The 23,376-nt window shown below is 60.2% G+C and carries 23 protein-coding genes; 11 read left to right on the top strand and 12 right to left on the bottom strand.

Annotated features, from left to right (window positions below; translation table 11 throughout):
• Window positions 1-139 precede the first annotated feature (139 nt).
• Window positions 140-1,204 carry a hypothetical protein gene (locus AC1Q6Y_RS06170; RefSeq protein ID WP_492624190.1) on the top strand — a complete coding sequence of 355 codons (1,065 nt, stop codon included), beginning with the start codon at window positions 140-142 and terminating at the stop codon, window positions 1,202-1,204.
• 17 nt (window positions 1,205-1,221) lie between these two features.
• Window positions 1,222-1,575 carry a DUF1428 domain-containing protein gene (locus tag AC1Q6Y_RS06165; RefSeq protein ID WP_090456179.1) on the top strand — a complete coding sequence of 118 codons (354 nt, stop codon included), beginning with the start codon at window positions 1,222-1,224 and terminating at the stop codon, window positions 1,573-1,575.
• Window positions 1,576-1,591: 16 nt separating this feature from the next.
• On the opposite strand, the gene AC1Q6Y_RS06160 is transcribed toward AC1Q6Y_RS06165, so the two are convergent.
• Window positions 1,592-1,786: a hypothetical protein gene (locus tag AC1Q6Y_RS06160; RefSeq protein ID WP_056727280.1), complete on the bottom strand. Its 195-nt coding sequence runs from the start codon at window positions 1,784-1,786 to the stop codon at window positions 1,592-1,594.
• Between the two features lie 122 nt (window positions 1,787-1,908).
• On the opposite strand from AC1Q6Y_RS06160, the gene thpR reads away from it, so the two are divergent.
• Window positions 1,909-2,451, top strand: coding sequence for an RNA 2',3'-cyclic phosphodiesterase (gene thpR, locus AC1Q6Y_RS06155; protein ID WP_492624189.1), 543 nt, complete (start codon window positions 1,909-1,911; stop codon window positions 2,449-2,451).
• 284 nt (window positions 2,452-2,735) lie between these two features.
• On the opposite strand, the gene AC1Q6Y_RS06150 is transcribed toward thpR, so the two are convergent.
• From AC1Q6Y_RS06150 to AC1Q6Y_RS06130, 5 genes are all read right to left on the bottom strand, one after another.
• Complete coding sequence (locus AC1Q6Y_RS06150) at window positions 2,736-3,833, bottom strand: polyamine ABC transporter substrate-binding protein (protein WP_090456176.1); 1,098 nt, start codon at window positions 3,831-3,833, stop codon at window positions 2,736-2,738.
• A gap of 178 nt (window positions 3,834-4,011) precedes the next feature.
• On the bottom strand, window positions 4,012-4,896 hold the full coding sequence (locus tag AC1Q6Y_RS06145) for an ABC transporter permease subunit (protein WP_090456174.1): 885 nt from the start codon (window positions 4,894-4,896) through the stop codon (window positions 4,012-4,014).
• The gene (locus tag AC1Q6Y_RS06140; protein WP_150814396.1) at window positions 4,893-5,807 is read right to left on the bottom strand and encodes an ABC transporter permease subunit; all 915 of its coding nucleotides are present in this window, start codon (window positions 5,805-5,807) and stop codon (window positions 4,893-4,895) included. Before AC1Q6Y_RS06140 ends, AC1Q6Y_RS06145 begins: the two co-directional genes overlap by 4 nt.
• A complete protein-coding gene (potA, locus tag AC1Q6Y_RS06135) occupies window positions 5,804-6,946 on the bottom strand; it encodes a polyamine ABC transporter ATP-binding protein (protein ID WP_102672777.1) in 1,143 nt (380 codons plus the stop codon). Before potA ends, AC1Q6Y_RS06140 begins: the two co-directional genes overlap by 4 nt.
• Before the next feature lie 366 nt (window positions 6,947-7,312).
• Window positions 7,313-8,074, bottom strand: a complete 762-nt coding sequence (locus AC1Q6Y_RS06130; protein WP_492624188.1) for a gamma-glutamyl-gamma-aminobutyrate hydrolase family protein — start codon at window positions 8,072-8,074, stop codon at window positions 7,313-7,315.
• 283 nt (window positions 8,075-8,357) lie between these two features.
• On the opposite strand from AC1Q6Y_RS06130, the gene AC1Q6Y_RS06125 reads away from it, so the two are divergent.
• From AC1Q6Y_RS06125 to AC1Q6Y_RS06110, 4 genes are all read left to right on the top strand, one after another.
• Complete coding sequence (locus AC1Q6Y_RS06125) at window positions 8,358-9,734, top strand: glutamine synthetase family protein (RefSeq protein ID WP_090456168.1); 1,377 nt, start codon at window positions 8,358-8,360, stop codon at window positions 9,732-9,734.
• 184 nt (window positions 9,735-9,918) lie between these two features.
• Complete coding sequence (locus AC1Q6Y_RS06120; protein ID WP_492624187.1) at window positions 9,919-11,409, top strand: aldehyde dehydrogenase; 1,491 nt, start codon at window positions 9,919-9,921, stop codon at window positions 11,407-11,409.
• 51 nt (window positions 11,410-11,460) lie between these two features.
• Window positions 11,461-12,744 carry an NAD(P)/FAD-dependent oxidoreductase gene (locus AC1Q6Y_RS06115; protein WP_154861981.1) on the top strand — a complete coding sequence of 428 codons (1,284 nt, stop codon included), beginning with the start codon at window positions 11,461-11,463 and terminating at the stop codon, window positions 12,742-12,744.
• Window positions 12,745-13,181: 437 nt separating this feature from the next.
• Entirely contained in the window at window positions 13,182-13,730 is a 549-nt protein-coding gene (locus AC1Q6Y_RS06110) for a cupin domain-containing protein (RefSeq protein WP_007975263.1), read from the top strand.
• 128 nt (window positions 13,731-13,858) lie between these two features.
• On the opposite strand, the gene AC1Q6Y_RS06105 is transcribed toward AC1Q6Y_RS06110, so the two are convergent.
• Entirely contained in the window at window positions 13,859-14,566 is a 708-nt protein-coding gene (locus AC1Q6Y_RS06105) for a CatB-related O-acetyltransferase (protein WP_492624317.1), read from the bottom strand.
• 210 nt (window positions 14,567-14,776) lie between these two features.
• A complete protein-coding gene (locus tag AC1Q6Y_RS06100; protein ID WP_102672773.1) occupies window positions 14,777-15,070 on the bottom strand; it encodes a fructose-bisphosphate aldolase in 294 nt (97 codons plus the stop codon).
• A gap of 648 nt (window positions 15,071-15,718) precedes the next feature.
• Here AC1Q6Y_RS06100 and AC1Q6Y_RS06095 point away from each other — a divergent pair.
• Entirely contained in the window at window positions 15,719-16,522 is an 804-nt protein-coding gene (locus AC1Q6Y_RS06095) for a hypothetical protein (protein WP_154861980.1), read from the top strand.
• A 33-nt stretch (window positions 16,523-16,555) separates the two neighbouring features.
• On the opposite strand, the gene AC1Q6Y_RS06090 is transcribed toward AC1Q6Y_RS06095, so the two are convergent.
• Entirely contained in the window at window positions 16,556-17,293 is a 738-nt protein-coding gene (locus tag AC1Q6Y_RS06090; protein ID WP_218497658.1) for a hypothetical protein, read from the bottom strand.
• A 190-nt stretch (window positions 17,294-17,483) separates the two neighbouring features.
• Window positions 17,484-17,720 carry a hypothetical protein gene (locus AC1Q6Y_RS06085; RefSeq protein ID WP_090456158.1) on the bottom strand — a complete coding sequence of 79 codons (237 nt, stop codon included), beginning with the start codon at window positions 17,718-17,720 and terminating at the stop codon, window positions 17,484-17,486.
• A 341-nt stretch (window positions 17,721-18,061) separates the two neighbouring features.
• Here AC1Q6Y_RS06085 and AC1Q6Y_RS06080 point away from each other — a divergent pair, with 341 nt between their 5' ends.
• The 3 genes from AC1Q6Y_RS06080 to AC1Q6Y_RS06070 all read left to right on the top strand — a co-directional run bounded on the left by AC1Q6Y_RS06080 (window position 18,062) and on the right by AC1Q6Y_RS06070 (window position 21,332).
• On the top strand, window positions 18,062-18,508 hold the full coding sequence (locus tag AC1Q6Y_RS06080; protein ID WP_218497656.1) for an anti-virulence regulator CigR family protein: 447 nt from the start codon (window positions 18,062-18,064) through the stop codon (window positions 18,506-18,508).
• Window positions 18,509-18,625: 117 nt separating this feature from the next.
• Window positions 18,626-19,141 (top strand): hypothetical protein, encoded by a 516-nt coding sequence (locus AC1Q6Y_RS06075; RefSeq protein ID WP_492624186.1) that lies wholly within the window; start codon window positions 18,626-18,628, stop codon window positions 19,139-19,141.
• A gap of 271 nt (window positions 19,142-19,412) precedes the next feature.
• Complete coding sequence (locus tag AC1Q6Y_RS06070) at window positions 19,413-21,332, top strand: tyrosine-protein phosphatase (RefSeq protein ID WP_492624185.1); 1,920 nt, start codon at window positions 19,413-19,415, stop codon at window positions 21,330-21,332.
• Between the two features lie 113 nt (window positions 21,333-21,445).
• On the opposite strand, the gene AC1Q6Y_RS06065 is transcribed toward AC1Q6Y_RS06070, so the two are convergent.
• Window positions 21,446-22,393 (bottom strand): helix-turn-helix transcriptional regulator, encoded by a 948-nt coding sequence (locus AC1Q6Y_RS06065; RefSeq protein WP_223473444.1) that lies wholly within the window; start codon window positions 22,391-22,393, stop codon window positions 21,446-21,448.
• 280 nt (window positions 22,394-22,673) lie between these two features.
• Window positions 22,674-23,126 carry a hypothetical protein gene (locus tag AC1Q6Y_RS06060; protein WP_090456151.1) on the bottom strand — a complete coding sequence of 151 codons (453 nt, stop codon included), beginning with the start codon at window positions 23,124-23,126 and terminating at the stop codon, window positions 22,674-22,676.
• Window positions 23,127-23,376: the final 250 nt, after the last annotated feature.

Raw genomic sequence — 23,376 nt, 5'->3', positions numbered from 1 at the left:
TCCCACAGGTTCACCGCCGACCAGGGGGGGAGCGAGCCTGCTCGCGATGGCGGCCGACAGAGCACCGCCACCTATACTTAAACCGATGGTTTCGAGTGTCGGGCATTTCGTCCGGTGCACACTGCGGGAAGTCGCAATCTTGAGCCTGCGTTCGCTGATCGTCGCCGTGCTGGTGGTGTTGGCGGGGTGCGCCACACCGCCGCGTGCGCCGGTGGAAGTGGTGCCGGTCATCGTCTCAACGAGCACCTGGCAGCAAGTGGACCGGGAGATCGTCGCTGCGTCGCAGTCAGCCACCGAGCAAACCAGAATCTACGCCCGCGGCGCCATGGAGTACTGGCGCACACGGGTCTATGAGTTGACCGAACAGAATTTCATTCCGTGGTTCAGCAGCTACTGGACCCAGGAATGGCTGTCGGTGAAGGTCAGCTGGTACACCCTCAGCGCCAGGGGTGAGCAGGACGCATCGGAAAAACGCCTGGCGGCGTACCTGCTCGAAGCCTATCAGGAGAAGGTCTTGGCCCCGGCGGCATTGGAAGTCGATCCCGATGCGATTCTCGGTCTGGCAGCGGCGTTCTACGTCGACATCCTCAAGGAAGAGCTGCAGAAAATCTCCACCCGCCACGGCGTGCCGATGGCCCAGCTCAACGGGCGCATCCAGAAAATCCCGGCCATCGCCCTCGGGCCGCCGCCGGCGCGGGACGCTTCGTTGTACCAGATCGTGCACACCGAATCGCTGAACACCTTGCCGGCCTTCGCCGCGCTGGTCGACAAAATCCACAAGGCCGGTGGCGACAAGGGGGTGGGCTCGACCGACACCGCGATGGCGCCGGTGGCCAGGCGCGCCAGCCGGCGGATGGAAGCCGAGATGGCCCCGCGCGGGGCCGCCAGCGCCGTGGCCGCGGCAGCCGGGAGACTCGCCGGTGGCTTGATCACGATAGGGGTGGCGGGCATTCGCGCACTGATTCAGGCCAATGACCGGCCCGACAGCGAGGCGCTGATCCGCAGCAGCCTGGGCAATACCTTCGACAAGGCCTGGCTCAAACTGGTGCAGAACCCGACTACTGGCGTCATGGCTGGCACGCTTTACATGGCGGGGCAGATCGAAGGCAGCCTGGCGGTAAGCACTGAGCCGCCGGTCGGTTTGAGTACCGGCACTGTCGATTGGACGCCAGCGCAATCGACTACCCAGCAGATCACCCCATGACCCAAGGAGAAATACTCATGTCTTATGTCGATGGTTTTATCGCTGCCGTACCCACCGCCAACCGTGAGCAGTACATCAAACACGCCGAAATCGCCGCCTCGATTTTCAAGGAAAACGGTGCCTTGAGCGTGGTCGAATGCTGGGGCGAGGATGTCCCGGAAGGCAAAGTCACCTCGTTTCCAATGTCGGTGAAGCTCAAGGAAGGCGAAACCGTTGCCTTTGGCTGGATCGTCTGGCCGGACAAGGCCAGGCGCAATGCCGGAATGGACAAGATGATGCAGGACCCGCGCATGAAGCCGGACGTCAATCCGATGCCCTTCGATGGCCAGCGCATGGTGTACGGCGGGTTCGAATTGCTCCTCCAGGCCTGACGCCTTACGCGGGGGATCACTCCGGCGTCGGGGTGATCCTGCAACTCTTGCGCTGGCGGATCTCGTCGTCCGTCGGCCGCTCGCGGATGAACTCGAAGCGCGGCTCGCCTTCGCTGTAGTGCACCAGCCAGCCCCATTCCAGCTTGAGTTCATCCTGGCCGGGCTCGGGCGGTCTGGCCCACCATGGTTCCTTGCTGATGATCTGTCGCATGGCCCCCTCCGGTATTTCGGGATGCTAGAACTATAACGCGCCTGCCCCACGATGCCAGAAATGCGCTGGTCGGCAGGCGGGTGTTGAGTACACTCAGGCAGTCTTCCCACGAGGTGTCCGGCATGAACGACGAATCCCGCGAGCCGTTCAAGCGTCTGTTCTTTGCGCTGAACTGCGCCCCGACCCAGCGCCGGGAGATAGCGCAGTGGCGCAGTGCGCTGCAACTGCGCAACGGACGGCCGGTGCCGGCGGAAAACTTTCACCTGACGCTGAAGTTTTTGGGGGCGGTGGGTGTGGCGCAGATTGCTGATATCTGTACCGCTGCGGCGGCGATCCGTACACCGGGCGAGCGCTTGACGGTGGTGCTGGATCGGTTGGACGTGTGGCGCAGGGCAGGGGCGCTGGTGCTCGCACCGGAGCAGGCGCCCCCGGCATTGTTGCGCCTGGTGTATGCCCTGGAACAGGCGATGTTGCCGTTCGGCCTGGAGCAAGCCCCAAGGGAATACCGTCCGCACCTGACCCTGGCGCGGGACTATCGGGCACCGGTGCCGGAGTCCGCAACGGCGCCGGAATTCTTCCTGCGTGCCGACCGGTTCACCCTGTTCGAATCCCACAAGGGCCGCTATCGGGCACTGGCCGAATGGCCTTTGATCGATCCCCAATAAAAAAGGCGCCCGAGGGCGCCAAAATTCACCTGAACCGAGGGAGCCAGGTGAGGCCGTTCTACTTGCAGGAGAGGCAGCGGTGGTAAGGCGCTGCGTGAACGGAAATGGGTAAAGCTGAAATGTGTAAAGCTGAAATGTGTGCTGGCTGTTCTGGCCTCATCGCGAGCAAGCTCGCTCCCACAGGGGGGTAGCGTCGTTCGCACATCATTGGTTCAACACGGACCACTGTGGGAGCGAGCTTGCTCGCGATGGCAATGTCAGGCTCAGCAGATCAACTGAGTGAATTACTGGCCCAACTTCACCTTGGTCCAGCCACGGGTCATGATCCGCTGGACGGCAATCGGCTGGTCCGGCACGGCATAGAGCGTGGCCATCACCGCTTCCGGCGGGTAGGAGCCCGGATCGTTGCGGATCGCTTCATCGACCAGTGGCGTGGCCGCAGCGTTCGCGTTGCTGTAGCCGATGTTGTTGGTGATGTCGGCAATCACGTCGGGGCGCATCAGGAAGTTCATGAACAGGTACGCGTTCTCGACGTTGGCGGCATCGCGCGGGATGGCGAGCATGTCGTAGAAACTGGCGGCGCCTTCTTTCGGGATGCTGTAGTCGATCTTCACCTTGTCCCCGGCTTCCTGGGCGCGGGCCTTGGCCTGCAGCACGTCGCCGGAGTAACCGACGGCCACGCAGATGTTGCCGTTGGCCAGGTCCGAGATGTATTTCGACGAATGGAAGTACGCCACGTTCGGGCGAATCTTCATGAACAGCGCCTCGGCTTCGGCGATGTGCTGTTTGTCCTGATCGTTCACCGGGTAGCCCAGGTAGTGCAGGGCGGTCGGGATCATTTCAGTCGGCGAATCGAGGAAACTGATGCCGCAGGCTTTCAGCTTCTCGGCGTTTTCCGGTTTGAACAGCAGGTCCCAGGAGTTGGTCGGGGCGTTGGCGCCGAGCACTTCCTTGACCTTCTGGGGGTTGAAGCCGATGCCGATCGAACCCCACATGTACGGGATGGCGTGGGCGTTGTCGGGATCGCTCGCGGAGGCGTTTTTCAGCAGCACCGGGTTGAGGTTTTTCCAGTTCGACAGCTTCGACTTGTCCAGTTCCTGATAGACACCGGCCTTGATCTGCTTGGCCAGGAAGCTGTTGGACGGTACGACGATGTCGTAGCCGGATTTGCCCGCCAGCAGGCGTGCCTCAAGGGTTTCGTTGCTGTCGAAGACATCGTAGGTCACCTGGATGCCAGTCTCTTCCTCGAACTTCTTGACGGTGTCCGGGCCAATGTAATCCGACCAGTTATAGACGCGCAGAACCTTGTCATTGGCCTGGGCGCCGGTGGCGATTGCGCCCAATAAGGACAGTGTCAGCAGAGTCCTGCCAAACATTTTCATCGGTACAACTCCATTTTTTTTCAAGATCACACGGCAAACATTTGTGGCTGGAACGCTTGCGCGCTCCCGTGTAGGAGCGAGCCTGCTCGCGAAAAACTCAAGGACGCCGCGTTAATTCAGGTAGCCCGCGTCATCGTTGACGTCCATCGCGAGCGAGCTCGCTCCTACAGGGGCGGCCTCAGGCCGTCGCTTCTGCCATTTGCTTTTTCGGTTGCTGCCAGGATTCGCTGGCGGTCTGGTCCATGGCTTCCTGGATCGCGCGCTTGCGGGTGGCTTCGGCACGGCGGCTGAAGTACCAGACCATGAAGGTCACGATCGACACTGCCAACAGGATCAGGCTGGCCACGGCGTTGATCTCGGGCTTGACGCCCAGACGCACCGCCGAGAACACCTCCATCGGCAGGGTCGTGGAACCCGGGCCGGACACGAAGCTCGCCAGCACCAGGTCATCCAGCGACAGGGCGAACGACATCATGCCGCCGGCCGCCAGTGACGGCGCGATCATCGGAATGGTGATCAGGAAAAACACCTTGAACGGCTTCGCACCCAGGTCCATGGCCGCTTCTTCGATGGACAGGTCCAGTTCGCGAAGGCGGGCGGAGACTACCACCGCCACATAGGCGGCACAAAACGTGGTGTGGGCGATCCAGATCGTGACGATGCCACGCTCCATCGGCCAGCCGATCAACTGCGCCATGGCCACGAACAGCAGCAACAGCGACAGGCCGGTGATCACTTCAGGCATCACCAGCGGCGCGGTGACCAGGCCACCGAACAGCGTGCGGCCCTTGAAGCGTGTGACGCGCGTCAGGACGAACGCGGCCAGCGTCCCTAGTGCGACTGCCGCAATCGCGGTGTAGCAGGCGATTTCCAGCGAGCGCAGCACCGAACCCATCAACTGGCTGTTGTCGAGCAAACCGGCGTACCACTTGATCGACCAGCCACCCCACACTGTCACCAGCTTGGAGGCGTTGAACGAGTAGATCACCAGAATCAGCATCGGCAGGTAGATAAACGACAGGCCGAAAATCAGCATGAACTTTGAAAATCCGAAGCGTTTCATCCCCGTGCCTCCATCTCTTTGGCCTGGCTGCGGTTGAACAGCAGAATCGGCACAATCAGGATCAACAGCATTACCACCGCCAGGGCGGACGCCACCGGCCAGTCGCGGTTGTTGAAGAATTCTTGCCACAACACACGGCCGATCATCAGGGTTTCCGGGCCGCCCAGCAGTTCCGGAATCACGAACTCACCGACCACCGGAATGAACACCAGCATGCAACCGGCGATGATGCCGTTCTTGGCCAAAGGCACGGTGATTTTCCAGAAGCTGTTGAAGGTGCTCGAACCCAGGTCCGATGCGGCCTCCAGCAGGCTCTGGTCGTGCTTGACCAGGTTGGCGTACAGCGGCAGCACCATGAACGGCAGGTATGCATAGACGACGCCAATGTAGACGGCGATGTTGGTGTTGAGGATCTCGATCGGGTGCGACGTCAGCCCGGTCCACATCAGGAACCCGTTGAGCAGGCCGTTGTTGCTGAGGATGCCCATCCACGCATAAACGCGGATCAGGATCGCGGTCCAGGTCGGCATCATGATCAGCAGCATCAGCACGTTCTGCGCTTCCTTGCTGGCCTTGGTGATGGCGTAGGCCATCGGGAAACCGATCACCAGGCACATCACGGTGCTGAAAAACGCCACCTTCAACGAGCCCAGGTAGGCGGACAGGTACAGCTCATCCTCGCCCAGCAGGGTGTAGTTGCCGATGTTGAGCAACAGCTGGAATTTCTGCTCGGCGAAGGTGTAGATCTCCGAGTAGGGCGGAATGGCCAGGGCCGCTTCCGAGAAGCTGATCTTCATCACCAGGAAGAACGGCAACATGAAGAACAGGAACAGCCAGATGAACGGAATCCCGATGACGAACTTGCGCCCGCTGGGGACCCACCTCAGGAATTGCTGATTGAAGGTTTTCATGCGCGCAGTACCACGCCGCTGTCGTCTTCCCACCACACGTAGACCTGATCGTCCCAGGTCGGACGCGCACCACGGCGTTCGGCGTTGGCCATGAACGACTGGACGATCTTGCCCCCAGGCAGTTCGACGTAGAACACCGAGTGCCCGCCCAGGTAGGCGATGTCATGCACTTTGCCAGCGGACCAGTTGTAGCGGTTATCCGGCTTGACGGTGCTGACCAGCAGTTTTTCCGGGCGGATCGCGTAGGTGATCGACTTGTCCTGCACCGAAGTGCTGACGCCGTGACCGACGTAGATCTTCTGCTCCAGGTCCGGGCTGTGGATTATCGCGTGACCTTCCAGGTCCTCGACCACGGTGCCGTCGAAGGCGTTCACGTTGCCGATGAATTCGCAGACCATGCGGCTGACCGGTGCTTCATAAATGTCCACCGGGCTGCCGATCTGGGCGATCCAGCCCAGGTGCATGATCGCGATGCGCTGGGCCATGGTCATGGCCTCTTCCTGGTCGTGGGTCACCATCACGCAGGTCACGCCCACGCGCTCGATGATCTCCACCAACTCCAATTGCATCTGCGAACGCAGCTTTTTATCCAGTGCGCCCATCGGTTCGTCGAGCAGCAGCAGCTTCGGACGCTTGGCCAGGGAACGGGCCAGGGCCACGCGCTGACGCTGGCCGCCGGACAGTTGGTGCGGCTTGCGCTTGGCGTACTGGGTCATGTGCACCAGGCGCAGCATCTCCTGCACCCGGGCGTCGATTTCGGCCGCTGGCAAACGGTCCTGCTTGAGGCCGAAGGCGATGTTCTGCGCTACCGTCATGTGCGGGAACAGCGCGTAGGACTGGAACATCATGTTGATCGGTCGTTCGTACGGCGGCATGTCGGTGATGTCGACACCGTCGAGCAGAATCCGGCCTTCGGTCGGGCGCTCGAAACCGGCGAGCATGCGCAGCAGGGTCGATTTGCCGGAACCGGAACCACCGAGCAGGGCGAAGATTTCACCCTGGTGGATTTCCAGGGACACATCGTCCACAGCGATGGTTTCGTCGAACTTCTTGGTGACGCGATCGATTTTCACCAACACCTTTTTCGGTGCCTGGTGACCCTCAAGAGCCTTCCTGTAGATGCTGGAGGCGTTTGCCATGTGAAACTCCCAACAGGTTTCAGTCGCCCGGCCAACACGGCCCGGCTTAATAGTGGATTGCAAACCCGTATCGGGGACTTCGGTCAGAACGCAGACCCTGTGGGAGCGAGCTTGCTCGCGATGAGGCCGGCACAATCGACATTGATGTCACCTGACACATCGCTATCGCGAGCAAGCTCGCTCCCACAGGGATTTGCGTTTGCTGATCGAACTCACCCATACCGCTCGGGTTTATTCGGCGCCGCCATCCTGGCTGCCTTTCGTACTTGTTGTTATTGCAGTGTGTTGTTGTCGCGGGTGACGGGCGCGCAAAGGCACGCCCGCCTGACCCACGGGGGCAGAAAATCGTTTGTTGGTGTTTTTACGTCAGCGCGAGTGACGCAGTGCCGCCCGTTGCCGGCAGGCTTCGCCAAACGCCTGGAAAATACTCAAATAAGGAGGGTTGTTCAGCACTTGCCATTCCGGGTGCCATTGCACGCCGAGGGCAAAGGCCTTGCTGTGCTCGACGGAGATCGCCTCGATCAGGCCATCGGGCGCGACGGCTTCGGCGCGCAGGCCGGGCGCGAGGCGGTCGATGCCTTGGCTGTGAATCGAGTTCACCTGGAACACCGCAGGCAGCTCCAGCGTTTCGAACACACCGCCGGGCTGCACATTCACCTCATGGGCGGGGGCGTATTGCACGGCCAGGTCCGGATGGTCGGCCTCGCGATGGTCGAGCAAGCCAGGCAGTTCATGGACCTTCTGATGCAGGCTGCCACCGAACGCCACATTCATTTCCTGGAAACCACGGCAGATGCCGAGCACCGGCACGCCCGCTGCAATAGCGGCGCGGATCAGGGGAAGGGTGGTGGCATCCCGCGCCGGATCATGATCCGTGCCGGGGGCGCTGTCGGGGCCTTGATAGTGGAAGGGTTCCACGTTCGACGGCGAGCCGGTCAGCAACAGACCGTCGAGCTGCGGCAGCAGGTCATCGATTTCGGTCAGGTCGCCTAAGGAAGGAATAACGACAGGCAGCCCCAGTGCCGCAGCGCTGACAGCACGCAAGTACTTGTCACCGCTGATGTGGTAGGGGTGCAGGCCAATCTGTTTGACGCACGCAGTAACGCCGATCAATGGCTTGAGTGCCATTTTTATCACCTCGAAGTTTCACACTTGAACGAGCTTTTCCGGAGCTTAGCCTTGTTGATTTTAATTAACAACTCTCATGTAAAAAATTCTAAACGCCGCACGTCCGATCTTCAGGGTTTACGCGTGTTTGAGGGCGTATCTGGCACTCTCGTCCCCCTGAGAGGCCCGAAAATAAACGTTGAAAGGCCAGGTGTTCGCTATTGACTTCACTTTGTCTTTCGGATTGACTGGGCTCGTGAAAGGGCGGTGAACATAATAATTAACAGTAAAAAATAGGTGCATCATGTCGGTCCCTCTGCGTGCCGTTCAACTCAACGAAGCAAACGCATTCCTTAAGAAACATCCTGAGGTTTTGTACGTCGACCTTCTGATTGCGGATATGAACGGTGTGGTGCGCGGCAAGCGCATCGAGCGCACCAGTCTTCATAAGGTTTACGAGAAAGGCATCAACCTGCCGGCCTCTCTGTTTGCTCTGGACATCAATGGTTCCACGGTGGAAAGCACCGGCCTGGGTCTGGACATCGGCGATGCCGACCGGATCTGCTACCCGATCCCCGGCACCCTCAGCATCGAGCCATGGCAGAAGCGCCCGACCGCGCAACTGTTGATGACCATGCACGAAATCGAAGGCGAGCCATTCTTCGCCGACCCGCGTGAAGTGCTGGCCAATATCGTGCGCAAGTTCGACGACATGGGCCTGACCATCTGCGCCGCGTTCGAACTGGAGTTCTACCTGATCGACCAGGACAACGTGAACGGTCGTCCGCAATCGCCACGTTCGCCGGTGTCCGGCAAGCGTCCGATGTCGACCCAGGTGTACCTGATCGACGACCTCGACGAATATGTCGATTGCCTGCAAGACATCCTCGAAGGCGCGAAAGAGCAGGGCATCCCGGCTGACGCCATCGTCAAGGAAAGCGCCCCGGCGCAATTCGAAGTCAACCTGCATCACGTGGCTGACCCGATCAAGGCCTGCGACTACGCGGTCCTGCTCAAGCGTCTGGTGAAGAACATCGCCTACGACCACGAGATGGACACCACCTTCATGGCCAAGCCGTATCCGGGCCAGGCAGGTAACGGTCTGCACGTGCACATTTCGATTCTCGACAAAGAAGGCAACAACATCTTTGCCAGCGAGGATCCCGAGCAGAACGCCGCGCTGCGACACGCGATCGGCGGTGTGCTCGAGACCCTGCCGGCGCAGATGGCGTTCCTTTGCCCGAACGTCAACTCGTACCGTCGTTTCGGCGCACAGTTCTATGTACCGAACTCGCCGAGCTGGGGCATCGATAACCGCACCGTGGCCGTGCGTGTACCGACCGGCTCCAAGGACGCCGTGCGCATCGAGCATCGTGTAGCCGGTGCCGACGCCAACCCGTACCTGCTGATGGCATCGGTATTGGCCGGTGTTCACCACGGTCTGACCAACCAGATCGAACCGGGCGCCCCGGTGGAAGGCAACAGCTACGAGCAGAACGAGCAGAGCCTGCCGAACAACCTGCGCGACGCACTGCGCGAGCTGGACGACAGCGAAGTCATGGCGCGCTACATCGACCCGATGTACATCGATGTGTTCGTGGCGTGCAAGGAAAGCGAGCTGGCCGAGTTCGAGAACTCCATCTCGGACCTTGAGTACAACTGGTACCTGCACACTGTCTGACGGCGTTGGCGGCACACACAAATCCTGTGTGCACCGCCAAACCCTGTGGGAGCGAGCTTGCTCGCGATGAGGCCATCACATTCAACATGGATGGCGTCTGACCCACCGCTATCGCGAGCAAGCTCGCTCCCACAGGGATTGCGGTTCTTTTCAGATTCTTATTCCCCTGCGTCGAGTCACAACCATGACAAACACTCGCAGCGATTGGGAGCAGCGCTTCCAGTCCCTAACCATCGAAGGTCGCGCATTCATTGACGGCCAATACTGCGCAGCCGCCAGCGGCGCGACGTTCGAATGCATCAGCCCCGTGGACGGTCGTTTCCTGGCGAACGTCGCCAGCACCGACGAAGCCGACGCCAATACAGCGGTCGCCGTGGCGCGTCGTACGTTCGAATCCGGCGTGTGGGCCAACCTCGCCCCGGCCGAGCGCAAGCGCATCCTGATCCGTTTCGCCGACCTGATCCTGGCGAACCAGGAAGAACTGGCCCTGCTCGAAACCCTCGACATGGGCAAGCCGATCAGCGACTCCATGAGCATCGACATTCCGGCGACCGCCAACGCGATCCGCTGGACCGCCGAAGCCATCGACAAGATCTACGACGAAGTCGCCGCCACGCCCCAGGATCAACTGGGCCTGGTGACCCGCGAAGCGGCCGGCGTGGTCGCGGCCATCGTGCCGTGGAACTTCCCGCTGATCATGGCCAGCTGGAAATTCGCCCCGGCTCTGGCGATGGGCAACTCGTTCATCCTCAAGCCTTCGGAAAAGTCCCCGCTGACCGCGATCCGCATCGCGCAGCTGGCGCTGGATGCCGGCATCCCGAAAGGTGTGTTCAACGTCCTGCCGGGCTACGGCCACACCGTTGGCAAGGCGCTGGCGTTGCACATGGACGTCGACGTGCTGGCCTTCACCGGCTCCACGGCGATTGCCAAGCAGCTGATGGTTTACTCCGGGCAGAGCAACATGAAACGCGTCTGGGCCGAAGCCGGGGGCAAGAGCCCGAACGTGGTGTTCGCCGACGCGCCGGATCTGCGTGCGGCAGCACAGGCGGCGGCCAGTGGTATCGCCTTCAACCAGGGTGAAGTCTGCACTGCCGGTTCTCGCTTGCTGGTGGAACGTTCGATTCGCGAGCAGTTCATTCCATTGTTGGTCGAAGCCCTGCAAGCCTGGAAACCGGGCCACGCCCTCGACCCTGCGACCACTGTCGGTGCGGTCGTCGACCAGCGTCAACTGGACAACGTACTGCGCTACATCGGCATCGGCAAAGAGCAGGGCGCCGAACTGATCGCCGGCGGCAGCCGCACCCTCGAAGACACCGGTGGCCAGTACGTGGAACCGACGATTTTCGACGGCGTGACCAACGCCATGACCATCGCCCGGGAAGAAATCTTCGGCCCGGTGCTGTCGGTCATCACCTTCGACACCTTCGATGAAGCCCTGGCGACTGCCAACGACAGCATCTTCGGCCTGGCCGCTGGTGTATGGACCAGCAACCTGAGCAAGGCCCACACCTTCGCCCGTGGCCTGCGTGCCGGCAGCGTCTGGGTCAACCAGTACGACGGCGGCGACATGACCGCGCCGTTCGGCGGGTTCAAGCAGTCGGGTAATGGTCGGGACAAATCGCTGCACGCGTTCGACAAGTACACCGAACTCAAGGCGACCTGGATCAAGCTCTGATAACAATAAAGCGACGGTCGCCGGCTCTGTCGGCGGCCATCGGAGAAATGTATGAAACAAACACATGTAAACAGCTACTACGCCGCCACCCGCAACTTCACCGGTGATTTCCCGGTGCTGGAAGGGGCGGTGGACTGCGACGTCTGCGTGATCGGCGCCGGCTACACCGGCCTGTCCTCGGCCCTGTTCCTCGCCGAAGCGGGCTACAGCGTGACCGTGCTCGAAGCGGCCAAAGTCGGTTTCGGCGCCAGCGGTCGCAACGGTGGCCAACTGGTCAACTCCTATAGCCGCGACGTCGATGTCATCGAAGAGCGCTACGGCGACAAGACTGCCGAAGTCCTCGGCAGCATGATCTTCGAAGGCGCCGACATCATCCGTCAGCGCATACAGCACTACGACATCCAGTGCGACTACCGCCCCGGCGGCATCTTCGCGGCGATGAACAAAAAGCAACTCAAGGGCCTGGCCGAACAGAAGAAGAGCTGGGAACGTTACGGCAACAAGAACCTGAAAATGCTCGACGCGGCCGACATCAAGCGCGAAGTGGGTTCCGACGCCTACGTCGGCGGCCTGCTGGACATGCAGGGCGGCCACATTCACCCGCTGAACCTGGCCCTTGGCGAGGCCTCGGCCATCATCGGCCTGGGCGGCAAGATCTACGAGCAGTCGGCGGCGGTGGAAATCACCTACGGCGAGCCCATCACCGTGCGCACCGCCAAAGGCGTGGTGAAGGCCAAGTACCTGCTGATCGCCGGTAACGCCTACCTGCCGCAAGGCCTGGACAACCGCGTGACCAGCAAGAGCATGCCGTGCGGTTCGCAGATCGTCGTCACCGAGCCGTTGTCTGAAAAGCAGGCCCGAAGCCTGATCACCAACAACTACTGCGTGGAAGACTGCAACTACCTGCTCGACTACTACCGCCTGACCGCCGACAACCGCCTGCTGTACGGCGGCGGCGTGGTCTACGGTGCACGCGAGCCGGACGACATCGAACAACTGATCCGCCCGAAGATCCTCAAGACCTTCCCGCAATTGAAGGACGTGAAGATCGACTACCGCTGGACCGGCAACTTCCTGCTGACCATGTCGCGCATGCCGCAATTCGGCCGTATAGAGAAAAACGCCTACTACATGCAGGGCTACAGCGGCCACGGCGTCACCTGTTCGCACCTGGCCGGCAAACTGATCTCGGAAATGATCCGTGGCGACGCCGAGCGCTTCGATGCATTTGCCTCGCTGCCGCACATGCCGATGATCGGCGGGCGTACCTTCTCGGCGCCGTTGACCGCCCTCGGCGCGGTGTACTACTCGCTGCGTGACCGTTTCGGGATCTAGGTTTTACCTCACCGGCGGCTGCCCCAAAAAGGTGCCGCCGGTTTTTTATTTCAGCAACACAGCAAATCCCCCTGTGGGAGCGAGCTTGCTCGCGATAGCGGTCTGACATTCGACATTGATGTTGACTGACCCGCCGCCATCGCGAGCAAGCTCGCTCCCACAGGTCTTGTGTCTTGACCCAGAATTATCATCAACAGGTTCTTTTTTTCAGCCGTTTATCGAACCTGCTGAGCATTACGAACAAACGTGATTTAATAGCCGCCTTTCACGTTTCCGGGACCGGAAAACGGCGTGATCCGCGCCTGCACTCCACCCCTCCATTATCCCTGTAGGAGCGAGCCTGCTCGCGAAAGCGTTGGTTGAGTCGACATCAATGTTGAAGGTCAGATCGCAATCGCGAGCAAGCTCGCTCCTACGGGTTGGCACATAAGGCTGTCATGGACACGGGCTCACGACTCAAATTAGTACGCGAAAGCTACAAACTGTCCCAGCGCGAGCTGGCCCGGCGTAGCGGCGTCACCAATGCAACCATCTCCCTGATCGAACAGAATCGGGTCAGTCCTTCCGTCAGCTCCCTGAAGAAATTGCTGGAGGGCATCCCCATGTCCCTGGCCGACTTCTTCACCTTCGATCAGCCGCCGCGCGAACACCAGTACGTCTTTCGCGCCAACGAACAGCCCGACCTCGGCCGCCATGGCCTGCGCCTGCTGCTGATCGGCGCGTCCGTGCCAAGCCGGCAGATGCGCTTGCTGCGCGAGCAATACGCACCGGGCGCAAGCTCCGGCGAAGAGCCGATCGTGCATTCCGAAGGCGAGGAGTGTGGGTTGGTGACCCGGGGTACCGTGGAGTTGACCGTGGATGGCCAGGTGAGTGTGCTCAACGCCGGGGACGGCTATTACTTCCCGACGACCTTGCCGCACCGGTTTCGCAATATCGGGGCAGATGAGGCGGAAATCATCAGCGCCAACACACCGGCGAACTTCTGATAACCGCTTTTCGGGCAGGGATCATCAGGATCCAGCCGTTAAAACCCGCCTCTGATGCGGGTTTTTTTATAATTTGAATCTGGTTTGGCCGGGCATCTTGAATGTGCAGTGTTGGTCATTTCCAATGTTCAAGACGAAATACTGCACCCTTTGCGGGTTATTTCGATCTGTTGGTAGTCGGCACGCGTTTCTTTCTGCAGGGTGGCCAACAGAGATAAAGTGGCTTGCGGATCATTGAGCGGTAATGTCTTGAGTACCTCGACATCAACATCCCACCACTTGCTGTTGATCAGCGCCTCAATCAACTCGGGTGTATGCCGATACTTGACAACTTTTGCCGGGGTGCCAGCAACAATGGCGTACGGTGGCACGTCATGGGCAACCAGGGCGCGGGTTGCGATGACAGCGCCGGTGCCTATGGTCACGCCTTCCAGGATCATCGCGCTATGGCCGATCCAGACGTCATGCCCAATCGTGATGTCCGCAACCTCCGGGTCGTAAACCAGCGCCGTGTCGGTATATTGAAAGGGATGTGAACTGAGCCAGTCCAACGGATGCGAGCTCTTTTGTTGGCCGATAAAACAGCTGCTGCCAATGGAGCAAAACCTGCCAATGGATGAGACCGCCGAAAGGACGCAGTCACTGCGGATATAGGTATGCGCACCGATTTCCAGCTTTTTTGACTCTATGACCACATGCCCAAGCGTCACGCCTTCTTCTAGGGTCACTGTCGATCTTTTGTGCAGCGACAATAAACCGCCCGCCACTTTGCATTTGTGTTTGCGGATCCATCTTTTCCAGTAACTATTTCGCAAATAACTAATTATTGTTTTCATGAACAGCTGTCTTGGATATCCGTTATCGGGCATGGCCCGGCCCCATGAGCCAACGGCGAGTCTAAATGAATCGGCCGGGGTAGATGAACTTTTTAGACGTTACTCAAAAACGGTTTTTGCGCGTTTCAGTCTGCTGATGGCTGCTGTAGCCAACTGAACGGTAGCCATTGAAAACCCGCAGAAATGCGGGTTTTTTGTGCTTGAACAATGTCACTGCTTCTTCGGCCCCTCAAACCCCCGCTGCTCGATCACGCCAAACACATCCCGCACATCCTGAAGCAGAATCCGCGAAATGTTGGTGACGGTGTTGATGTCGTTTTCGGCGTAGTCGGGGAGGCTGGTGCAGGCCATGAGGTTGAGGTATTGCAGGACGGCGTTGAGGCGTTCGGCGGCGCAGTTGTGGAGTTCGCGTAGCGGGGCGTCACTGTCGATGAGGAGGACGGGGTAGCTGGTGGCGATTTGTTTCATGGGGGTGAAGCGGGGATCCGGACTGTTAGTCGTCATAAGTAAAACTTCCTCGTATCTGTAAGAAGAACTACTCCCGGTCGCTGCGATTCGAATGGGGTGGTAGCTATGTGCGGGTTCGCAGACCGAGGATACGAGGAACCCGGCAGACCCGAAGATCTCCCACACACAGCCACCATAAAGCGACATGCGGGCGCAGATGCGACCGTCATCGGCTTGATGGACTGCAAGGTTACTACACGTATCTACAGGGCTGCGAAACCCTGTCGCCAACTCAAGTCAGCGACGGGCGCACATTAGGTGTCGATCTCCTGTGCTGCAACCGGCCTGTAGGACGCCAAATGCCCCCTGTGGCGAGGGAGCTTGCTCCCGTTCGGCGGCTCTGCCACCGTAAAACCGGGCACTGCGATGGGTCTGAGGAAATGAGTTGCAAAGGATCAGGGCCGCTTCGCAGCCCAGCGGGAGCGAGCTCCCTCGCCACAAAGGGACAAGTCCTACAAATTTTCCAGACGTCAAGATTGAACGTTCGTCGGATGGCGGGTTGCTACCATCGCAATTGCCTGCCGATATCAACACGGCTGCTACGCTTGGTCGTTGCAGTGCCCGAGTTCCATTCCTGCTCACGCTGCAAGGGTAATCACGGAGTGCGACATCCATTCCTGTCGGCAACCTGCACGGAGGCAGGCGATGGTGATCAAAAGCATGGCCGATTCGACTGCGGCGGGGAGACCCGAGCCGCTCGATCGGGAAGAAATCGAGCGGGTGCTGGCGCTGTTGCTGGTCAGCCCGTTGTTTGCCAAGTCCAGGCGCATGGGCAGTCTGTTGCGCTTTCTGGTCGAGCACGACCTTCAGGCTTGCAATACGCCGCTGACCGAACACGCCATTGGCATCGCGGTGTTTCGTCGTGACCCGGCAGTGTATTGCACGGGCGACGATCCGGTGGTTCGAGTGCAGGTGGGGCGCTTGCGGCGCAAGCTCGCAGCGCATTACGCCGGCAACGGCCAGCAGGACCCGGTGCGCTTCAGCATTCCACCCGGGTGTTATCGCTTGACCTACCAGCGGCTGCGGCCCAAGGGCGTCGGCACTCGCCATCCTGTGGTCCAGATCCAGCCGTTTACCTGCCTTACCCGCGATGGCGATGACTTTACCCGGGGTTTGTGCGAGGAGTTGAGCTGCCGACTGTTCGAGTCGTTCGAGCAGGCGCAGACCGGGACCAATCATGTGTTGATGCGGGTGGCACGCAACAGCGAGCCGGTACCGGACTTCAAGCGCGGCGGGCGTTACAGCTATTGCCTGGAGGGCAGCGTGCGGGTCGAGCCTTCGCGGGTGCGAGCGTCATTGCGCCTGGTGGATGTGGCGCAGGGGCGGATTCGCTGGTCGGCGCAGTTCGATCGTGATCGACCCCATGGCATCGCCACCCAGGAGGACCTCGCGCAGTCGATCTGTCGCTCGCTGACGGGCTACTTCGCCACGACGGGCAAAGAGGAGTGAAAGGGCAACCGCAAGGTTGCCCCGGCATGACGGTTACACGGTTTTCCACTGACCGCCTTCGTAAAGGCGACCTGCGGTGTTATCGAACGTCAAGTCGATTTCGATCGCCTTGGAGCGTGAGGTACTGAACATGGTGCTGGTCTGTACGTTCTGTTCGAACCACACGAGGATGGTTTCCACCGGCGTCAGCACGGTTTCACCGGTGACCACCTGATCCACCGCAACGTAAATGGGGGTGCTGACCTGATTGCCATCAATGCCGGTAGATAACTGGTTGATACCCGGATGGATGGGGTCGTAGTCATTTACAAAGGTTATGGAAATGTTCGGTCCCCCGGTAACCGCCGAACTCAGCAGACCGTGCTCATCGAGTGTCGATGTTTGCCCCAGGCCGATATTGACGATGTTGGTCGAGACTTTGACCTGCACATTTGCCTTGAACAGGTTGGACGCAAACAGCTGATATTGAGGCGTCCAACTGAACTCGTTGTTGCTCAGGTAAGCGTCATAGGACTGCCAGACCACGTTGTAGTCGGCGTCACCCACCTTCTTGGCAAAGCACAGCTTGTAGCCTGACTTCTTGAGCAGCGCCAGGTCGCCGGCGGCGATTTCGATGGTGACGGTTTTTTGCGAAGCCGCCAGGGCCGACCTCAGTACCCGGCCGTAATCCGCCGCTTTCAGTTGCGTTGCACCCATGATCGACTTGACGGCTTCTTGCACATCATTGTGAAGCTGCTGGCTCTTTTGGCTGACAGCGATTGATTTGCTCATGGTTTCCCTCTTCCTTGGTGGTGTGTTGGGCAAACAATGGGCTGCTGGCGCTTGGCGCTGCTGTCCATTGACGGCTTCACTCTAGGGGCGAGGGGCAGGGCGGCTAAGTGTCTTGGTGTTACAAGCGGGTATCGGGGGTGTATCAGGGGCCGGGTCAGCGGGGCAGCCGATCGGCCGCCCCGCCTTGACCTCAGGCGGCCCGGGCATCGGCCCAGACGAAGTTCCAGCTGGTGCGTTTGCCCTTGGCGATCTCGATCAGCTTGTTCTCGTACACCGTGTGATTGACCACGCCGGTGTAGGTCAGGGTGCGGGCGGCATTGGTCCCGGTGACCTCGCCCGGCTTGCCGCCCGACTCGACCATGGCTTTTTTCATGTCGGCATCCGACGGGGCGCTGCTCTGGTTTTTTTCCACTTTGACGAAACTCATGATTCACCTCTTCCGTGATGGGGGGATCGGTGCCAACGCGGGCCGACAAGTCGACGACCCAGTTCCACACCGACGGCCATACTCTATTGGCCAGTTCGGCGGCGCAGAAGTGACAACTGCGGCGCTGAGGTAACAATCGGGAAACAGCGCCACGCATTGAAGTATCTGCGACGTATCAAGCGTGGATTCACATCGAAGAAGGTTGCGGCGAATGCCCGGACGTGAAACCTGGTTTCGAGCGGATGAGCGCAGACGGTTCATGGCTCTGTGACTCGATGGAACCAACTACGTCAATAGCGTCTAAATTTCAGGGAACATTTCCCACCACGAAGGAGCGACTCATGTTCAGGTCTCGATCTTTGATTGCAGCAATCACCTGTTTGACCCTGATCAGCGGCTCGGCGACGGCGCTGGCTGATCCCGGTAACGGCCAGGGTAACGGGAAGGCCAACCATGGCAACCAGGGCAGTCATGGCAACAAGAACAAGAATTCCGGCGGCGGGGACTGGAGCAATGGCCCGAGCATCAACCGCAGCAGCGTGCTCCAGATCATTGGCGTGAACACGGGCTACTGGAGCCCCGGGCCTGATTTGCCACCGGGCATTCAAAAGAACCTTGCCCGTGGCAAGCCGCTTCCACCCGGCATCGCCAAAAAACTGGATGGCCGGCTGGTCGGCAGGCTGCCCCACTACGATGGCTACGAATGGCAGCAAGTCGGTACGGACCTGATCCTGGTTGCGCTGGCCACCGGGCTTGTCTATGAAATTCTCGACGGTGCGTTTGATTAACGTGTGGAAGGTCTTCCCGTTGACTGAGGGTGCTCCAGCCGTCTGTCGTGGCACTTGAACTGTTCCAGGGATATCGCGTCATACGTCACGCGATATCAACCTCCTACGGAAGCAATCATGCTTTTTAAAAACAAGAGTCTCGTTGCTGTAATGTCATGCGCCATGATGCTTGCAGCCGCTCCGTTACTCCCTGATGGCCTGTCGATCATGGGTTCCGCATACGCGAAGGATGGCGGTGGCGGTGGAAACGGTGGCGGCGGCGGTGGCGGAAATGGCGGTGGTAATGGCGGTGGTAATGGCGGTGGTAATGGCGGCGGAAACGGCGCAGGCCACGGCGGCGGTATGGGGGGCGGACACGCCGGTACAGGCCACTCCGGCAGTAACGGCCGCGGCAACGGGCTGAACAGCGACCATGCCGGCAAATCCGTGCGCGACCATGGCCTGAGCGGGAACCACTACGGTAGTGAGCGCAACGATGATAACGGTCATGGCACCACGACCTCAGGCATCGCCCATTCCAAAGATACTCGCGGCATCTCCAAGGCCAGGGCTATTTCGGCCTCGACGCCGGGTGAGCACAACACCAAGGGCTTGAGTAAAGCCGGGCAGTCGACCTCGAAAAAAACCCATTGAGTTCGCGGCGACAGATCAGATTCTGAAAAGCAAAAAACCCGCTGGAAGGCGGGTTTTTTTATACCTGGAAATTGACCACCGGCCACCACACACCTCGTTCCCCGCCAGGCACATCACTCACAACCAGCCCCCCAGCGGGCATTACACGGACAGAAAACGAGCCGCCGGGACACATCGCGCAGTGATTTGCGTTCGTGGGCGATTTGTCATGTTCAACGCCATTTCATTGTAGATATTAGTCAGCCCAACGCGATTTCAATGAGGCTGCACTGTGTTCCAACGACTTGTGTGTTCGCTGTCTGTTTTGAGCCTGTCCATCGCTGCCGCCCAGGCGGCCGAGACTGTCCCCCTCAACACTCCTCGCCTGAAGAGCATCGATAACTTGCGCGATGTCGCCGGTCTTGCCACCGCGTATTCCACGGCCAATGACGGCACCATGCGTGGCGGGGTGTTTTACCGCTCCAACGCGCTGACGCCATCGGCGGCGGATCTGGTAACCCTCAACGGTATGGGCATCAAGGCGGTCTACGACCTGCGCACGCCAACCGAAATCGCCGCCACGCCCGACACGATGCCCACGGGTGCGACGTACACCAACATCGACATCATCGGTGGCTCCACGTCGGGTGCGAACATCACCAACGTTGCGTTCCACAGCGCCGCCGAAGCCACCGCCATGATGCAGGACACCAACCGTGATTTCGTCCGCAACCCGGGGATGCGCAGCGAGTTCAACCAGCTGTTCAATGAACTGGCCACGGTCGACGGCGCCGCGCTGTTCCATTGCACCGCCGGCAAGGACCGTACGGGCTGGACCGCCGCCGTGCTGCAAAGCATCGCCGGGGTCGACGATGCCACCATCATGAGCAACTACCTGGCGACCAACGACTACACCGCCGCGCGCATCAAGGCGACCCTGGCGGCGTTGCCACCGAGCCTGGCGACCATCTATGGGCCGCTGATCGGTGTGGAGGCCAGTTATCTGCAAGCCGGCCTGGACGAGGTGACCGCGCAATACGGCACGATGGATAACTACCTCAAGCAAGGCCTCGGCCTGTCCCAGGAAACCATCTACGTGCTGCGCGGCAAGATGGTGTTCTACAACAGCCTGCCTGGCGCAGCGGACCTGGCCGGCAACGCCGCGGCCGGCGCGCAGTTGTTGCAGCAACTGCAGAACAGCAACCTGTCGGGCACCTACAGCGCCTACAACTACTACCTGCAGTCGGCCATCGATGCCCGCAGCCTCGGGGGCGTGGAGTCCACCGTCGGCGGTCAGGTGCACGCCGACGCCGCGAGCTACCTGCTGCGTCAGGGCGCGATGATCGAACAGGCCGCCGCGCCGTTCACCAGCGGCATCGACCTCAAGGCCGGGCAATATCGCCTGTGGAGCACCGCACTGGCGGGGTACCTGGGCACGGATGCTTCGTCCCAGGCCTCCAGCAGCAACGAGCATAGCCAGGGCATGATGATTGGCCTGACCCAGCGCTTTTCCGAACAGCTCAGCGCCCATGCCGGCTTCGGCTACAGCAGCGGCAGTGTCGGCGGCGCCGGTGGCGAGGCCGATACCGACCTGACGTTCTTCAGCGTTGGCGCACGCTTCGCACCGAACGGCCTGGAGCGTGGTCTGTTTGTGGATGCCAATGCCAGCGCGGGCTATCTCGATTACGAGAGCAAGCGCGAACTCGGCGGCGGTCTGGGCACGGCCAGGGGCGACAGCCATGGCAACCTCACCGGCGCGACCCTGGCGCTCGGTTACCGTGTGCCGGTGAACGGCGTGACCCTCGAACCGAGCCTCGGCGTGCGGGTCAGCCACGTCAACCTGTCGGGCTTCCAGGAAAAGGGCAGCGAACTGGCCCTGGACGTCGACGGCATCCACGAGACCCGCAAGAGCGCGGTGGCCAACCTCAACGCATCCTTTGCACCTGTCAGCCTCGGTGCCTGGCAAGTGGTGCCGGGTGTGCAAGTGGGCTACGAGCATGTGTTGGGCGACCATGAAGTCGACAGTGAAGGGCAACTGCTGGGCCTGGACATCGAACAGCAAGCCGCCTTCGACAACCGTGACCAGTTCACCGGTGGTGTCAACGTCATGGCCAACCTTGGTCCGTGGAGCGTAGGGGCGCAAGTCGGCGCCAGTGGTGGCGGCGACAGCCACGGCTTCAATGGCGGCCTGAAGGCCAGTTATCTGTTCTGACGATCAGATCAAACAATTTGTGGGATCGAGCTTGCTCGCGAAGGCGGACTAGCAGCCGACGAAGAGGGTGGCTGACATACCGCCATCGCGAGCAGGCTCGCTCCCACACATCCTCAATTGGTCGCCATGGGTCGCGTTCTCCGGCCTTTTCTCACGTCTGCGGGACTGATGCCGTAGGCACTCTGGAAATACTGGCAAAACCGGCCGACATTGCTGAAGCCGTGTTGCAAGGCCACGTCCGTGACCGAAGGCGATACACCCTGGGACAGCGCGGCAAAGGCGCGCTCCAGGCGTACCTGGCGCTGATAGGCAACGATCGAGGTGCCCATGAAACGCTGAAAACCCTCCTGCAATGCGCGCAGGCTGACGTTGGTCAATTGCGCCAGTTCGGTACCGCTGGCCAGTCGGTCGGGATGCGCCTGAATGTACTCGACGGCCAGCTTCACATGTCGCGGCGCTATCAGTGGGGAGGGGCGCTGAAGGGCCTCGGTGAAGTTGTGCGGCCAGGTTTCGAGCACGGCGTCGACCAGCATTTCGCGAAGGCGTGAAGGCATCAGCGAGCCCGTATTGATCAGCAGGTCGAACTCGGTTCCGGTGGCCAGGTCCACCAGCGCCTTGATGCCCTGCAAGGCGGGTACGCTCAGATCCACCACGGGCTCAAAACAGATTTTTTGCAGGATCGGCTTGCCGAGCAACATCGACAGTCGTTCGGTGATCAGCGCCCGGCTGATCGAAATCCCGTGCTGCGCATGATTGTCGACAAAGCGCGCCGAGCGGACCTCGGCCTTGTCGATGGCCAGGCCGATCTGGGCGAAGCCAACCGACTCGGTGACGTGGTTGAAGATGATCTTGCCGGCGGTGGGAATGACGAACGTGATTTCATCAAGGGGGGCGGGAAATGCCACCGTGAAGTCACCGTGAAAGTGCATGCGACGAAAGCTGACACCTTCGTGTCTGCCGTAGACCCCGCCGATGCTGATGCTTTTTGGCGGCGGCGCAGAGTCGGAGTAAAGGTTGCCGAACAGGTTCAAGAACAACGCGCCAAAGTCGTCACAGCTCATGTCGTTGGACCTGATGATGATTTGCTTGCGCGTCGTGCTTGAGTACACCTGTAGTGTCACCTTGAGCGGTTGGGCAAAGCCCGGTACGGGGAACTGCCGATCGGAGTTCGAACGGATGCGGTTCGGGAAAGCGCTAGGACGTTATCAGTGACTAATGACAGGTTTGTTACCGGTTGTTGCCACTGTCGTCACCGGCTCCGTTCACCCGACGCCACCGCTCGCACCGCACAACGGGTGGCACGAGCGGTACCGGGGCGTGGGCGGCCAGCAATGGCCGCGGCTATTTCACCGGTTCTGTTGCCTTGATATCCCCGCAAAAAATATCGACGTTGCCATCGGTCGAAGCCGTTCGCACGACCACCGAATACTTGCCGTCAAGCAGGGTTTGCAACGGCACAGGCGCGGTTCTGGTAAAAGACCAGCCGCGTACGGGTTGGCGTTCGGTGTTGACGGTGTCGTTCATCGCGTAAGCGACTGACCCGGGTTGCTGGCAGGTGCCGTTATTGATGAAAGAGTAAAGACGCAGGGGCAGCGTAACCCCCATTGGAGCACCGCTGATGAAGAAACTGAGCCCCGTTTTCTTGTCCCAGTCGGTCAAGGTGACGGTGCCGATCTGACCGGCGTTTTGCCGGGTGGCGACCAGGTTAACGTTCACGCCGTGGGTCGAAGAAGTGGTGCAGCCGAAAAGGCTTGCCGCAACCACGAGTGCTGCCAGTGAGGTTTTGAGCTTCATTGCCAAACTCCTGAGTTGAAGAACTGCAATGGGGAGAATTAGCGGGTATAGCTCATTTATCGCTTTCATGACGTCGTCCATACGAGGCTTCCACTTTCAGGAAGGACGTGTTGGAGGTGTTCGGGCTCAATCAACGAATCCCTTCATCGCCGCGCAAACCGGCTACATTTGTAATCTACCGAGCCCGATTGCCCGGACGTTTGCCGGTGTATTCAACCCATGCCCCACCCTTGGAATTTCCTCAACCTGA

The sequence above is a fragment of the Pseudomonas sp. GW823-FHT06E10 genome, from assembly GCF_058794995.1.
Note: the sequence above shows the minus strand (reverse complement) of the source record. Positions and strands in the feature narration are given on the sequence as shown.

Excerpts from the sequence above, each read along its gene's own strand:
- AC1Q6Y_RS06165 (WP_090456179.1), top strand. The coding sequence starts at position 1,222 with ATGTCTTATGTCGATGGTTTTATCGCTGCCGTACCCACCGCCAACCGT.
- AC1Q6Y_RS06160 (WP_056727280.1), bottom strand. The coding sequence starts at position 1,786 with ATGCGACAGATCATCAGCAAGGAACCATGGTGGGCCAGACCGCCCGAG.
- thpR (WP_492624189.1), top strand. The coding sequence starts at position 1,909 with ATGAACGACGAATCCCGCGAGCCGTTCAAGCGTCTGTTCTTTGCGCTG.
- AC1Q6Y_RS06150 (WP_090456176.1), bottom strand. The coding sequence starts at position 3,833 with ATGAAAATGTTTGGCAGGACTCTGCTGACACTGTCCTTATTGGGCGCA.
- AC1Q6Y_RS06145 (WP_090456174.1), bottom strand. The coding sequence starts at position 4,896 with ATGAAACGCTTCGGATTTTCAAAGTTCATGCTGATTTTCGGCCTGTCG.
- AC1Q6Y_RS06140 (WP_150814396.1), bottom strand. The coding sequence starts at position 5,807 with ATGAAAACCTTCAATCAGCAATTCCTGAGGTGGGTCCCCAGCGGGCGC.
- potA (WP_102672777.1), bottom strand. The coding sequence starts at position 6,946 with ATGGCAAACGCCTCCAGCATCTACAGGAAGGCTCTTGAGGGTCACCAG.
- AC1Q6Y_RS06130 (WP_492624188.1), bottom strand. The coding sequence starts at position 8,074 with ATGGCACTCAAGCCATTGATCGGCGTTACTGCGTGCGTCAAACAGATT.
- AC1Q6Y_RS06125 (WP_090456168.1), top strand. The coding sequence starts at position 8,358 with ATGTCGGTCCCTCTGCGTGCCGTTCAACTCAACGAAGCAAACGCATTC.
- AC1Q6Y_RS06120 (WP_492624187.1), top strand. The coding sequence starts at position 9,919 with ATGACAAACACTCGCAGCGATTGGGAGCAGCGCTTCCAGTCCCTAACC.
- AC1Q6Y_RS06115 (WP_154861981.1), top strand. The coding sequence starts at position 11,461 with ATGAAACAAACACATGTAAACAGCTACTACGCCGCCACCCGCAACTTC.
- AC1Q6Y_RS06110 (WP_007975263.1), top strand. The coding sequence starts at position 13,182 with ATGGACACGGGCTCACGACTCAAATTAGTACGCGAAAGCTACAAACTG.
- AC1Q6Y_RS06105 (WP_492624317.1), bottom strand. The coding sequence starts at position 14,566 with ATGAAAACAATAATTAGTTATTTGCGAAATAGTTACTGGAAAAGATGG.
- AC1Q6Y_RS06100 (WP_102672773.1), bottom strand. The coding sequence starts at position 15,070 with ATGACGACTAACAGTCCGGATCCCCGCTTCACCCCCATGAAACAAATC.
- AC1Q6Y_RS06095 (WP_154861980.1), top strand. The coding sequence starts at position 15,719 with ATGGTGATCAAAAGCATGGCCGATTCGACTGCGGCGGGGAGACCCGAG.
- AC1Q6Y_RS06090 (WP_218497658.1), bottom strand. The coding sequence starts at position 17,293 with ATGAGCAAATCAATCGCTGTCAGCCAAAAGAGCCAGCAGCTTCACAAT.
- AC1Q6Y_RS06085 (WP_090456158.1), bottom strand. The coding sequence starts at position 17,720 with ATGAGTTTCGTCAAAGTGGAAAAAAACCAGAGCAGCGCCCCGTCGGAT.
- AC1Q6Y_RS06080 (WP_218497656.1), top strand. The coding sequence starts at position 18,062 with ATGTTCAGGTCTCGATCTTTGATTGCAGCAATCACCTGTTTGACCCTG.
- AC1Q6Y_RS06075 (WP_492624186.1), top strand. The coding sequence starts at position 18,626 with ATGCTTTTTAAAAACAAGAGTCTCGTTGCTGTAATGTCATGCGCCATG.
- AC1Q6Y_RS06065 (WP_223473444.1), bottom strand. The coding sequence starts at position 22,393 with ATGAGCTGTGACGACTTTGGCGCGTTGTTCTTGAACCTGTTCGGCAAC.
- AC1Q6Y_RS06060 (WP_090456151.1), bottom strand. The coding sequence starts at position 23,126 with ATGAAGCTCAAAACCTCACTGGCAGCACTCGTGGTTGCGGCAAGCCTT.